Annotated in this window: 14 protein-coding genes; 11 read left to right on the top strand and 3 right to left on the bottom strand. The window is 33.9% G+C overall.

The genetic code is table 11. The annotated features are described in order from the left end of the window. Nucleotides 1-259: 259 nt before the first annotated feature. Complete coding sequence (locus OZJ21_RS02125) at nucleotides 260-1,411, top strand: RNA-guided endonuclease InsQ/TnpB family protein (RefSeq protein ID WP_003705405.1); 1,152 nt, start codon at nucleotides 260-262, stop codon at nucleotides 1,409-1,411. A gap of 195 nt (nucleotides 1,412-1,606) precedes the next feature. Next, nucleotides 1,607-2,599, top strand: coding sequence for a UDP-glucose 4-epimerase GalE (gene galE / locus OZJ21_RS02120; protein WP_003703422.1), 993 nt, complete (start codon nucleotides 1,607-1,609; stop codon nucleotides 2,597-2,599). 34 nt (nucleotides 2,600-2,633) lie between these two features. Here galE and OZJ21_RS02115 read toward each other — a convergent pair whose 3' ends face one another. Beyond that, nucleotides 2,634-2,966: a winged helix-turn-helix transcriptional regulator gene (locus tag OZJ21_RS02115; RefSeq protein ID WP_003703410.1), complete on the bottom strand. Its 333-nt coding sequence runs from the start codon at nucleotides 2,964-2,966 to the stop codon at nucleotides 2,634-2,636. A 143-nt stretch (nucleotides 2,967-3,109) separates the two neighbouring features. Between OZJ21_RS02115 and OZJ21_RS02110 the strand changes: the two genes are divergently transcribed. The 4 genes from OZJ21_RS02110 (at nucleotide 3,110) to OZJ21_RS02095 (ending at nucleotide 6,647) form a co-directional block, all read left to right on the top strand. Continuing rightward, nucleotides 3,110-4,174, top strand: a complete 1,065-nt coding sequence (locus OZJ21_RS02110) for an LLM class flavin-dependent oxidoreductase (RefSeq protein WP_268857351.1) — start codon at nucleotides 3,110-3,112, stop codon at nucleotides 4,172-4,174. Nucleotide 4,175: 1 nt separating this feature from the next. Continuing rightward, nucleotides 4,176-4,739 carry an NADPH-dependent FMN reductase gene (locus tag OZJ21_RS02105; RefSeq protein WP_268857350.1) on the top strand — a complete coding sequence of 188 codons (564 nt, stop codon included), beginning with the start codon at nucleotides 4,176-4,178 and terminating at the stop codon, nucleotides 4,737-4,739. A gap of 131 nt (nucleotides 4,740-4,870) precedes the next feature. Next, nucleotides 4,871-5,923 (top strand): aldose epimerase family protein, encoded by a 1,053-nt coding sequence (locus tag OZJ21_RS02100; RefSeq protein ID WP_003701193.1) that lies wholly within the window; start codon nucleotides 4,871-4,873, stop codon nucleotides 5,921-5,923. A gap of 82 nt (nucleotides 5,924-6,005) precedes the next feature. After that, entirely contained in the window at nucleotides 6,006-6,647 is a 642-nt protein-coding gene (locus OZJ21_RS02095) for an HAD family hydrolase (protein WP_201897013.1), read from the top strand. A gap of 198 nt (nucleotides 6,648-6,845) precedes the next feature. Here OZJ21_RS02095 and OZJ21_RS02090 read toward each other — a convergent pair whose 3' ends face one another. After that, a complete protein-coding gene (locus tag OZJ21_RS02090) occupies nucleotides 6,846-7,778 on the bottom strand; it encodes a DMT family transporter (protein WP_201897012.1) in 933 nt (310 codons plus the stop codon). Between the two features lie 110 nt (nucleotides 7,779-7,888). On the opposite strand from OZJ21_RS02090, the gene OZJ21_RS02085 reads away from it, so the two are divergent. From OZJ21_RS02085 to OZJ21_RS02075, 3 genes are all read left to right on the top strand, one after another. Next, nucleotides 7,889-8,944, top strand: coding sequence for an AI-2E family transporter (locus OZJ21_RS02085; RefSeq protein WP_003701199.1), 1,056 nt, complete (start codon nucleotides 7,889-7,891; stop codon nucleotides 8,942-8,944). Further along, a complete protein-coding gene (locus tag OZJ21_RS02080) occupies nucleotides 8,945-10,132 on the top strand; it encodes a MalY/PatB family protein (RefSeq protein ID WP_268857349.1) in 1,188 nt (395 codons plus the stop codon). Nucleotides 10,133-10,225: 93 nt separating this feature from the next. Further along, on the top strand, nucleotides 10,226-10,912 hold the full coding sequence (locus OZJ21_RS02075) for a 2,3-diphosphoglycerate-dependent phosphoglycerate mutase (RefSeq protein ID WP_003701203.1): 687 nt from the start codon (nucleotides 10,226-10,228) through the stop codon (nucleotides 10,910-10,912). Between the two features lie 149 nt (nucleotides 10,913-11,061). Here the strand turns inward: OZJ21_RS02075 and OZJ21_RS02070 are convergent, their stop codons facing one another. Next, nucleotides 11,062-12,027 (bottom strand): helix-turn-helix transcriptional regulator, encoded by a 966-nt coding sequence (locus OZJ21_RS02070; protein WP_161022601.1) that lies wholly within the window; start codon nucleotides 12,025-12,027, stop codon nucleotides 11,062-11,064. Between the two features lie 283 nt (nucleotides 12,028-12,310). On the opposite strand from OZJ21_RS02070, the gene OZJ21_RS02065 reads away from it, so the two are divergent. Both OZJ21_RS02065 and OZJ21_RS02060 read left to right on the top strand, forming a co-directional pair. Further along, a complete protein-coding gene (locus OZJ21_RS02065; RefSeq protein ID WP_003701697.1) occupies nucleotides 12,311-12,568 on the top strand; it encodes a DeoR family transcriptional regulator in 258 nt (85 codons plus the stop codon). Nucleotides 12,569-12,624: 56 nt separating this feature from the next. Further along, complete coding sequence (locus OZJ21_RS02060) at nucleotides 12,625-12,759, top strand: hypothetical protein (protein ID WP_268857348.1); 135 nt, start codon at nucleotides 12,625-12,627, stop codon at nucleotides 12,757-12,759. Nucleotides 12,760-12,762: the final 3 nt, after the last annotated feature.

Here is a 12,762-nt window from a genome sequence, read left to right as displayed (position 1 = left end):
AAAATAAGAGATAAGTAATTTTAGGAAGTAAGTAACTGTTACTAGTATATAAAATAATGTAGAATTTAATGGTATAAAATTTCATTAGAAATAATAATGTGGAGTGAATATTATACAAACAAAGTTTTTTAAGAAATTTACTGTATTAAGAAGTTTAATTATATAGCGAACTAAAGTTCTATTTTCATCTTGGATTAGTCTGAAATTATTGATAAAATATTAATTGAAGTAATTCTAATTATGAAAAGTGGTGAAAATAGTGATCCGAGTTCAAAAAGTAAGACTTTATCCAAATCAAACTATGAAAAAGGTTATTGATGATTTATGTGATTATCGTAGATATTGTTGGAATCGAGGTTTAGCTTTATGGAATGATATGTATGATAGTTCCCTGGTTTTAGATGATAAAAAGTTAAAACCTAGTAAACGTAAGGTTCGAGATGAGTTAGTGGCTAATAAAGAGGATTGGCAGTATCAATTATCAGCTCGTTGTTTACAATTAGCGATTTCTGATTTAGGCAAAGCTTGGAGCAACTTTTTTAATAAAGCTATGCCAGATTGGGGAAAGCCTAAATTTAAATCTAAAAAAGCTTCTAGACAGGGCTTTAAAACCGATAGAGCCAAAATTATTAATGGGAAACTAAGGCTAGACAAGCCTCGTGGGAAAACTTGGTACGATATTAAGTTTAAAGGTGCTAAGAGCTTAGCTGGTGATTTAAAAGTGGTTTCTGTTTACCGTGAAAATGGTAAGTATTGGGCTAGTTTACCTTTCGAAGTTGAAATAGCTAAGAAAAATAAAACTAGCAATAAAACAGCGGTTGATATTAATGTCGGTCATTTTAATTATACCGAAGGTAAAGTTAATACTCTGCCTAATCATTTAAAGAAACTCTATAAACGAATTAAGTATTATCAACGTCAGTTAGCCAGGAAACGTATTGTCAATGGAAGAAAAGCTACTCAATCACATAATTACGTTAAAACGAGAGCCAAGTTACAACGTGATTATCGTAAAGTAGCTAATATCCAACATGATATTATTCATAAATTTACGACCAAACTAGTGAGTGATTACGACAAGATTGCAATTGAAGATTTAGATGTAAAGAAAATGCAGATGACGCACGTTGCTTCTAAAGGCTTACAGAGGTCATTATTTGGGTATTTTAGACAAGTATTGACTTATAAAGCTGAATGGTATAGTCGATACTTGAAGTTAGCTGATAAATATTATCCAAGCACACAAAGATGTTCTAATTGTGATCATATTAAGACTGGCGAAGATAAAATTGGTCTTGATGGTAATCAAAAATATAAAACTAAGCATAACGAATATATTTGTTATGCATGTGGTTTTGAAATGGATAGAGATGAAAATGCAGTTAAAAATCTTTTAGCTTTATTAGATTAAAATATTTTTAGGGTGGGCTACACCCTTATGCTATCAGAGCCAGTCAATGTCGTTACCCTCTTGTTAGGATATGGGAATACTGGTGTTGACGGTAGTAAATAAAATTAGGAAAGGGAAAGCTATATTTCTTTCTAATGATGTAGAACTAATAAATATTGTTCTATATTATTCCACATTTTATATAGCAGGAAAGTTATGTCAGTATTAGTTTTAGGTGGTGCTGGATACATTGGTTCTCACACCGTAGATCGCTTAGTTGAAGCGGGTAAAGACGTTGTCGTAGTTGATAGCTTGGTTACAGGTCATTTAGCTGCGGTACGTAAAGAAGCAAAATTTTATCAAGGGGATTTAGCAGATAAGGATTTCATGCGTAAAGTTTTTACTGAAAATCCAGATATCGATGCAGTAATTCACTTTGCAGCATTCTCATTAGTTGCAGAATCTATGAAAGATCCTTTGAAGTATTTTGATAACAATACAGCAGGTATGGTTAAACTTCTTGAAGTTATGAATGAGTTTGATATCAAGTATATCGTCTTTTCATCCACAGCTGCTACATATGGTATTCCTGAAAAAATGCCAATCTATGAAGATGATCCACAACTTCCAATTAACCCATACGGTGAAAGTAAGTTGATGATGGAAAAAATTATGCGTTGGGCAGATGAAGCTTATGGAATTAAGTTTGTTGCTTTACGTTACTTCAATGTGGCTGGTGCAAAACCAGATGGATCTATTGGTGAAGATCATCATCCAGAAACACACTTATTACCAATTGTATTGCAAGTAGCAATGGGTGAACGTGAAAAGTTACAAATTTTTGGCGATGATTACAACACTCCAGATGGAACTAATGTCCGTGACTACGTACATCCATTTGATTTAGCAGATGCACACATTTTAGCAGTAGATTATTTACGTAATGGTAACGAATCAAGTGCCTTTAACTTAGGTTCTTCAACAGGTTTCTCTAACTTGGAAATCGTAAAGGCTGCTCGTGAAGTAACTGGTAAAGAAATTCCAGCTGAAATCGCAGCTCGTCGTGGGGGAGATCCAGATACATTGATTGCTGCTTCAGAAAAAGCACGCAAAGTTCTAGGATGGAAACCAGAATTTGATGACATTCACAAGATTATCGAAACTGCTTGGAAATGGCATACAACTCATCCACAAGGATATAACGACTAAAAATAAAGAAAGCTTGAGACTCTAAAAACGAGTTTCAAGCTTTTTTTGATAAGTGTTGTTGATGACGTAAACCCCATTTATGAAGACTATCAATGATATCTTCAAGTTCTTTTCCATGTTCAGTAAGGCTATATTCAACTTTAGGTGGGACAGTAGGGTAGACTGTTCTAGTAATTAAATCATCTTCTTCAAGTTCTTTGAGATTCTTAGATAACATTTTCTTTGAAATTTCAGGAAGAACCTTTTGCAAGTCTGAGAAACGCATAGTCTGATTTTTTAATAGATATAAGATGATTGGTATTTTCCATTTACCCAAAATAGTATCCAAACCATCATCAACACGGCAAAATTGTGGATCAATCTTCATAAATATACCTCGCAATATCTCAGTATCCATCTAAAAGTATACTTTAAGTTACCTAGTTATTAAAATGAAACCTCTTCACAAAAGAAAAAATCCTAGTAGAATAGCTTACATAAAGTAAGTTAGATAGAAAAGAGGTTTTAACAATGGCAATGGAAGATTATCGTATAAATAAAGAAAATGGACTAGAATTTGGCTTATATTCACTAGGAGATCACATGCCTAATGCCCTTACAGGCAAACGTGTTTCAGCTAAAGAAAGAATTGATCAAATTGTTGCTGAAGCAAAATTAGCTGAAGAAGCAGGGTTAGATTTCTTCAGTGTAGGTGAAAGTCACCAAAAATACTTTGTTGGACAAGCTCATGCTGTTATTTTAGGAGCAGTTGCCCAAGCTACTGAAAAGATCAAGATTGGTTCATCTGCAACAATTGTTTCAACATCTGATCCTGTTAGAATTTATGAAAATTTTGCGACACTAGACTTACTATCAAATGGACGTGCTGAAATTATTGGTGGACGTGCTTCACGTTTAGGTTTATTCGATTTATTAGGCTATAACGTGAATGATTACGAAGAATTATTTGAAGAAAAGTTTGAATTACTACTCAAAATTAACGAAAATCATCGCGTTAACTGGGAAGGTAATTTCCGAGCACCATTAAAAGACGCAGAAGTTTTACCAAGACCATTGAATGATAAGCTACCAATTTGGCGTGCAGTAGGTGGACCAGCTGAAAGTGCAATTAAAGCTGGATTACAAGGTGTACCAATGACAATCACTTTATTAGGTGGTCCATTACCAATCTTCAAGCGTTCAATCGATGCTTATCGTCAAAGTTTGAAGATGAAGAGCTATAATCCAAGTGATTTCCCAGTAGCGACAACAGGATTTTTCTATGCAGCTAATGATACCAAGACAGCTTTAAGAGAACTTTACCCTTATGTAGATCAAGGAATGAAGTTGGCAAATGGTACAGGTTACCATAAGCGTTTATTCGCTAATGGTGCAGACATGAATGATGTAATGTTGGTGGGAAGTCCACAACAAATTATCGAAAAAATGATTTATCAATACGAAGAATTAGGCCATCAAAGATATTTAGCACAAATTGATTTTGGTGGAATGCCATTTGAAAAAGTTATGAAGAATATCGAAATTATTGGAACAAAGATTTTACCAGAAGTTAAAAAGTATACAAAGGGGAAATAACATGAAAGTTGTAGCAATTTCCGGAGCTGTAATTGGGAAAAAGACTCTAACTGCCATGAAATATGTAGCAGAAAAGATGAATAAAGATTTTCCAGAGGTTGAATTTGACTTGATAGATCTGGGTGAAAAGGATATTCAATTTAGCGATGGACGTAATTATACTGAATATCAAGGAGATACTTTAGAGATTACTACTAAGATTATGGAAGCAGATGCTCTAATAATTGGAACGCCGATTTTCCAAGCTTCAATTCCTGGATCAGTGAAAAATATTTTTGACTTACTGCCGGAAAAAGCCTTACGTGACAAAGTGGTTTCAATTGTGGTTACTGCTGGTTCTGCTAAGCATTATTTAGTAGCTGAGATGCAACTTAAGCCAATCTTGTCATATATGAAGGCACAAGTTTTACCAGAAATTGTCTTTATTGAAGGGCAGGATTTGTTCAGACAAGAAATCATCAATGCTGATATTAACTTTAGACTGGATAAATTAGTTGAAGATACTTTAATCATGGTTGAAACTTTTAAAGAACTTCGAAAGAAACAAGAAGATGCATTATTCTAGAGTTACCGAGAAGAGTGGATGGAATTCCATTCTTCTTTTTTATTAGAGCAGGTTTTGAAAACGGTCTACAAAATAGTCGTGAATTAGTGTACAATGATTATATAAATTGAAATAATTGGAGGAAGATTTTGATGGACATCTCAGCAGAACGTTTTGGTGAACTGAACGGTGAAAAGGTAAACAAAATTACATTGACAAACGATAATGGAGTAGCAATTTCATGTTTGACAATGGGAGCTTTATGGCACGAATTCTTAGTACCAGCTGCAGACGGTACAAAACAAAACTTGATTTTAAACTATAACACAGTAGCTGAATACTACAGCAATGGTTTATGCACTAATCAAGTAATTGGTCGTGTTGCAGGTCGAATTAAGAATGGTAAGTGCGAAATTAATGGGGAACAAGTAACTTTACCACAAAATGAAAACGGTAATACTTTGCACGGTGGTCCTCATGGATTTAATACTTATAACTGGAGCTTTACAACTTCTGCTAACCGTAACAGCATTAGTGTAATTTTCCAAAAACAAGTTTTAAGTGCAGTTGATGGATTCCCAGGAGATATTTTAGTAACTGTTATCTATACTTTAGACAATAGTAATAACGTAACAATTTCCTTTAATGCACTTGGAGACGATAAGGTAGATACACTATTTAACCCAACTAACCACGTTTACTTTAACTTGAGTAATCGTTCTGACTTGGCTAGTCATGAGCTTAAAATCAATAGTGACGGATATCTAGAATTAGATGAGAACCTAATTCCAACAGGCCGCATTCGTCATGGCGAAGGTACAGCTTATGATTTTACTAAGGGTGCTAATTTATACGAAGCTATCCAACAAAATGAAAAAGGTGGCTTTGATGATGCATTTATTGTAAATGGACCAGGTAAGGCTGTGGAACCAATCGCTGTTTTACGTGATACTCAATCTGGAAATACAGTAACAATTGATTCAGATCGTAACAGTTTGATCATGTATACAATGAATGATGATTTGCCAGATGTTCATTTCAAACGTGATAATGGACGCCCTGCTAAGAAACAAGAAGGGGTAGCTTTAGAAGCTCAAACTTTACCAGATGCAATTAATCAAGAAACATTTGGAGATATTGTATTACCACGTGGAGCAAAGCGTTCCTACCACATTAAATACACATATTCTAACGATAAAAATTAATTTGAACTAAAATAGATCTTTCGTTAAGATTATAATAAACAAAAAGTCAGTATTATTACTGGCTTTTTTCTTGAGGTGAGTTATGTTAGAAAATTATTTATTTGACTTTGACGGTACAATTGCTGATTCTGGTGAAACTGGAATTATCGCAGTTCAAAAAGCTTTTGTTGATTATGGATTGGAGAAGCCAACTGCAGAATCAGTCAGATATTATATGGGTGTTCCCATTGAAATATTCTTCCCTAAAATATCTAATCGTGAGTTAAACGATACTGAATGGGGAGAAGTTTTTGCGATATTTAGACAATACTATAGTGAATTAGAACTTGAAATTACACAACTTTTCCCAGGTATGAAAGAAACTTTGATGCAATTAGTTGAGGATGGGAAACGTTTATTTGTAGTATCAAGCAAGAACTCAGTTTCCTTAAATAGAAATTTGGAAAACTTGGGGATAGCAGATTTGTTTACAGACACAATTGGATCTGATCAAGTGGAAAACTACAAGCCAGCTCCAGATGGTATAAACATACTTGCTGATAGACATGATCTAGATAAGGCAAAGACGGTTATGATTGGCGATGCTAAGTATGATTTACAAATGGGTAAGGCTGCTGAAGTTAAAACATGTGGCTGTGCTTGGGACACTTATGATATTGAATTATTGAAAAATGAAGAACCGGATTATTTGTTAGAAAAAGTAGAAAAGTTACTAGAAATCTAAGGATAAAAAGATTAATAAAAGCGTTGGTATGTGCCAACGTTTTTTGATATGAAAAATAAAAAAGAGCGGTATTTGAACCGCCCTCAATTCTACAACGCTGCTTGACTACTAGGTTGGTTAGACCCAATGTGCAACTTCATAATCTTTATTCTCTTTGGTAAGTATACATGATATACCAATTAAGTGCATTAAAAAAAGCTATTTCAGCAGTTCTTTTTGAGGATCGCTGTTTTCATTTTTTTCTGACCCAACAGCCAGGATGAAGACAGTACTAATAACTAGCAAACTACCCAAAATTTCAGCCCAATTAAACTGCATTTTAAAGATAAGAAAGTCTAGTAAAGCAGCAGTTAAAGGCTCGAAAGTGTCCAATAGAGTTGCTTCAGTAGCACTAATTAGATGCAGACTTTTTACAAAAAGGTAGTAAGATAAAGCAGTTCCGATAAAAATCAAGAAAAGCATATTTAAAGTAACTGCAGGCGTAAATTTAGGAACAGACTTCCATACTGGATGAATAAATTCAAAGACAATACCACCAACTAACATCGCCCAAGCACTGATAGTAGTAGGATTATGTCGGCGTAAAAGATCAACTGGCAAAACAGAATTTCCGGCTTGAGTTAGCATCAGAAAAATTCCCCAGATAATTGCTTCTTTTGAGATCGCAAGTTGATTAAAAGAACCTTTAGTAACTAATAACCAAGCACCAATAAGAGCAGTAATAGTTGCAATCCATTGTTTTCTACCAGGTAATTGTTTAAAAATAATAGCTGAATAAAAGATAACAGGAAGAATCCCTAAAGTTTGGATGATAGTTGCGACAGTTGCATTACTGTAATTAACAGTCATTGAATAAGTAAATTGTACTCCTGCCAAACCTAAAATGGAAAATAAGACAATTCCCAAAATATCCTTGAAACTTTTAAAGACCAGAAAAATTTTCTTACCATCAAGATAGTAAGCCAATCCCAGTAAAGTTAATGCCGACAAACTCATTTTTACACCCATCATCCAATAAACTGAAACGTGTTGATCTTGAAATAGATATTCAGAAGCAATTCCAGCCATTCCCCAGAAAATACCAGCTAAACTAGCATAAATAACTCCTTTTAAATGTGTTCTTGTTTGCAAAATTTCACCACCTAAAAAACATACTTTATCGATTATAGGTAAAATTAGAGGAAAATTAAAGACATTATTGAACTAAAATTGTAAAATAAAGGTATTATGCTAGGGAAGTGATGTTTTTGACGCTGTGGCAACGTTTTTTAGGAAACGAACGGTTAAGGCGATTTACAGTTTTACTATTTTTAGTAGGGGTGCTGTATCTAGCTCGAAGTATGATGAGTTTAATCTTACTAACCTTTATTTTTTCGTTTCTAGTTATTAGTTTAAATGATGCAATTAGAAAGAAAATAGATATTCCTTCTAAATTAATTGTCATCATTGTTTATTTGTTGATGATAGGTGGTATTTACTTAGCAATAACTATCTACCTACCAAAATTAGTTATACAAACGGAAAATTTGGTAAATTACATTGTTAAGTTCTACAATCATCCACCTAAGGGAACAAATGATGTGATTAATATGGTCACACAGTATATTAGTCAATCCGATATTATGAAGCAAATGCGTGGTGGTATGTCAATTATCGTTAAGTATTTGGCGAATATTGGAACGATGGGAATGACGTTTATTATGGCGTTATTACTAAGCTTTTTCTTTACAATTGATAAAGATGATTTGTTTAAGTTTTCAAAATCATTTTTAAAGGGTCCATATTCATGGTTCTTTAATGACGTTTACTACTTTGCTAAGATTTTTGTTAATAGTTTTGGAGTTGTATTAGAAACTCAATTTATTATTGCTTTAATTAATACGGCAATTACAACGACGATTTTAGCATGTATGAAGATGCCTCAATTGTTCAGTTTAGCGTTATTAATATTCTTCATGAGTATGATTCCAGTTGCTGGGGTTATTATTTCAGCAATTCCGATGATGTTAATTGGTTACACTGTTGGTGGGGTAAAGTATATTATTTACATCATTATTATGCTTTGCGTGGTTCATGCTTTAGAAGCATATGTGTTAAATCCTAAGTTAATGTCAAGCAGAACAGAATTACCAATTTTCTACACATTTGTTGTACTATATGTGTCTGAACATTTATTTGGAATGTGGGGATTAATTGTTGGTATCCCAGTATTTACATTCCTTTTGGATATTTTAGGGGTTAAAAGCGACCACATTCGCAGAGAAAGACTAAAGAAATTCAGAGAGAAGGTAAAATAGATGGAAAAAGAAGAATTTATCAAGAAATACGCAGTTGAACGTCGTAACACTAACTCATCTAAATGGGATGGCTTAGAATCTCAATTCGGCGAAACAGATCTTTTACCTTTATGGGTAGCAGATACAGAATTCAAAGTTCCTGAAGCAGCACGAAAAGCATTGGTTGAACGTGTTGAACACGGTGCTTTTGGATATTCTTTAGTGCCAGATAGCTATTATGAAGCATACTTTAACTGGCAAAGGGAACGTTATGGAATTGAATTGCATAAGGATTGGATGAGATTTGGTACAGGGGTAGTGCAATCATTAAGTACTTTGATTGAAACCTTAACAGTTCCGGGTGAAGCGATCATGGTTTTACAACCAGTATATTACCCATTCATGCGAGTAATTGAAAATAACAATCGCAAATTAGTAATTTCTGAATTGGTAAATCATGATGGACATTACGAAATGGATTACGGAGATATCCAAAAGAAGATGCAAGAAAACAATGTTAAGTTACTAATTTTCTGCAGTCCACATAATCCAGTTGGTAGAGTTTGGTCTGAAGATGAATTGGAAAAATTACTAGCAATCTGCCACGATGAAAAGGTAAGAGTTATTGCTGATGAAATCCACCATGACTTAATTATTGGGGATAAGAAATTCACATCTATGTTATCAATTAAAGATGGTTTCTACCGCGATAACTTAGTAATGGTAGATGCACCTTCTAAGACATTTAATATGGCATCACTATTAAACAGTCATGTAGTTATTCCTAATCCTCAAATTCGCGATTTATATGATGAAGTAGTGGGTCGTTTAAGCGCTCCTCAAGGTAGTCTATTAGGTCGTGTAGCTGCAGAAGCTGCATATCGCGAAGGTGCAGAATGGTTAGACAATATGATCGAAGTAATTAGAGATAACTTCGTTTATGTGCGCGATGAATTAACTAAAGCATTCCCTGAAATTAAAGTTAGTGATCTAGAAGGAACATATCTCATGTGGATTGATTTATCAGCACTTGTTCCAGCTGATAAGGTTGAAAAGCTAGTTAAGAAACAAGCTAAATTAGCGGTTGATTTTGGTGATTGGTTCGGTGAAAGTGGTAAAGGGCATATCCGAGTAAACCTTGCTACTACACCAGAAAACATCAAAAAAGCAGTATCTGCATTAGTAAATGCTTTAAAATCAGAAAATTAAGTAAAGTTTTACATGAAATAACTACCAATTTTTTCATTTTCAGTGTAAAATTAGGCTTGTAAATATTATTTTAAGAAAGAGGTTTACATTACTATGCCAAAATTAGTATTTATCCGTCACGGACAAAGTGAATGGAACTTAAAGAACCTTTTCACAGGTTGGGAAGACGTTAACTTGAGTGAAAAAGGTGTTGAAGAAGCTAAGGAAGCAGGTCGTAAGTTAAAAGAAGCTGGTATCGAATTTGACCAAGCTTACACATCTGTTTTAACTCGTGCTATCAAGACTTTACACTTTGCTTTGGAAGAATCTGGCCAATTATGGATTCCAGAAATGAAGACATGGCGTTTAAACGAACGTCACTACGGTGCATTACAAGGTAAGAACAAAGCAGACGCTGCTGAAAAGTATGGTGACGAACAAGTTCACATCTGGCGTCGTTCTTACGATGTATTACCTCCATTATTGAGTGCAGATGATGAAGGTTCTGCAGCAAACGATCGTCGTTATGCTGACTTAGACCCACGCATCATTCCTGGTGGCGAAAACTTGAAAGTTACTTTGGAACGTGTAATTCCTTTCTGGGAAGACCACATTGCACCAGACTTATTGGCTGGTAAGAACGTAATCGTTGCTGCACACGGTAACTCATTACGTGCTTTAACTAAGTACATCGAACAAATCTCTGATGAAGACATCATGAACGTTGAAATGGCAACAGGTCAACCAGTTGTTTACGACTTGGATGACAAGTTGAACATTGTAAACAAAGAAAAACTTTAAGATAGATTTTCTTTATGATATAGACCACTCTCATTTTGAGGGTGGTTTTTTTGTTGGGTAATTTATAGAGTAAAAAATCACTGAAGATTATGTTCCTTTAAACGTTAATCTTCAGTGATTTTTATTATTATTGCAACTGTTTAATTAACTTAGTCTTCGTAATTAGAAAGCATTGCTTGGAGAGTATCTTTCATTTGTTGGCGGAATTCAGGCGGGTTGACGATAGTAACCATATCTTTTTGACTTAAAAACCACATTAATGCTCCAGTATCGTAGGTAGTTACTTCAAGTAAAAATGTATGATCATCGATTTTCTTAATAGTTCGTGAGATAGGGAACTTATCTAAAGCAGCTTCAACAATCCCGGTGTATTCAAATTGAATGGTAATCATTTTACCAGGATACATAAGTTGAAATTTTTTCTTTTCATCTCCTAAATCAAAAGGTAGTCGTTCATTTAAAGGAATCTTATGAGCAGCATATTTCCAATTTAAAATTCGATCTAGGCGATAGATGGTGTTCTTTTTAAATTGGTGGTTATAAGAAACAACATAGAAATAGTAGTCTGAAAAGGTCAAAGCTATTGGGGCGATGGTTCGCGTTACAAACTTATGTCTTTGGGTAGTGTATTCAATTGTAATAGTTTCTCGCTGCAAAATTATCTTGGAAAAAGTATAGATTGCAGCTAAAAGTTGCTTGTCCTTGAGATTTCGCAGTTCTACGTAACTATCAAGTTCGCTTTGGATGATGGGCTTGATGTCTTTTTGATCTTGTTTGGTAAGTAGAGCAAGTAAGGAGCTAATTAAAGGATCTAATTCCTTGCGTGATAAACTTCGACTAGCTAATAAGACCTTAATCAAGACCAAGCACTGCGACTTACTTAAGCCTAAACGATTGCTTTTTAGGTAATAAGTATGATCTTTGGTATCATATTCTAATTCATACTCATTCAAATATTCACTCATGAAATTACGGATACTGGCAAAATCTCTTTGAGCAGTGCGAGCATCTACTGAGAATTTACGTTGGATATCTTTTTTAGATAAATGTGCACCTGAGGCTAAAAGCTGATATATATAAAGTTGTCTAGTGGCGGAAGTTGTTGCGATTGTCATCAGGTCCTTTCGTTGTAAATTTATTATTATTTTAAAACCTGAAACTAATGATTGTCTACTAGATTTAAAGTTGGAAAAGTTAAAAGAAGATGGATTTTTTCGCTGGTAGTCAAATAATGTCCATGTCTTTTGCAATAATATAGTAAGTAAGATTGAATTTAACAATTCTCATGCAAAACTATTAGAAAAACTATCATAAATACACATATCAATGTCGATAGATAAGCTTTTAACATTAGAGTAAATTTTATTATAGAGAAATAGAGAAAGGAGCGGTTCAGAGATGTACGAATATAATAAAGTTTATCAAGAATTAGCCGATATTCTAAATGATAAAGACGTTGAAAAAATTTATAAGAATTTTAGGGGGATGCAAGTTAATTTTCCGATGCGCCTTTACTCTAGAGACTCAGTAAAAAAGGAAATTGCTAAACAAAAAGGAAATATAGATATTAAGGATTTAGCTGTTCAAACAGGGTACAGTGTCTATACAATTCGTCGCATGGTTAACGAATTGAAAGATGATAATATTATACAATAATACATAAATTATTTATTGTAAAATTTATTTCAAATTAAGAAAAGGAGATGGTTACTATGGGACTGTTGAGTTTATTTATGATTTATGTTGTGTATTATTTTCTAGCTAGGGATGTAGGTTTGGATAAGAAGATGGGGGTAAATAGTTTGATAGTAACTTTTATACCTTTAAGAACAATAGTAGCTGATTAAAGA

This window comes from Ligilactobacillus sp. UO.C109 (assembly GCF_026847815.1).
Lineage (GTDB): Bacteria > Bacillota > Bacilli > Lactobacillales > Lactobacillaceae > Ligilactobacillus > Ligilactobacillus salivarius.
This window is presented reverse-complemented; position numbering and strand designations above follow the sequence as displayed.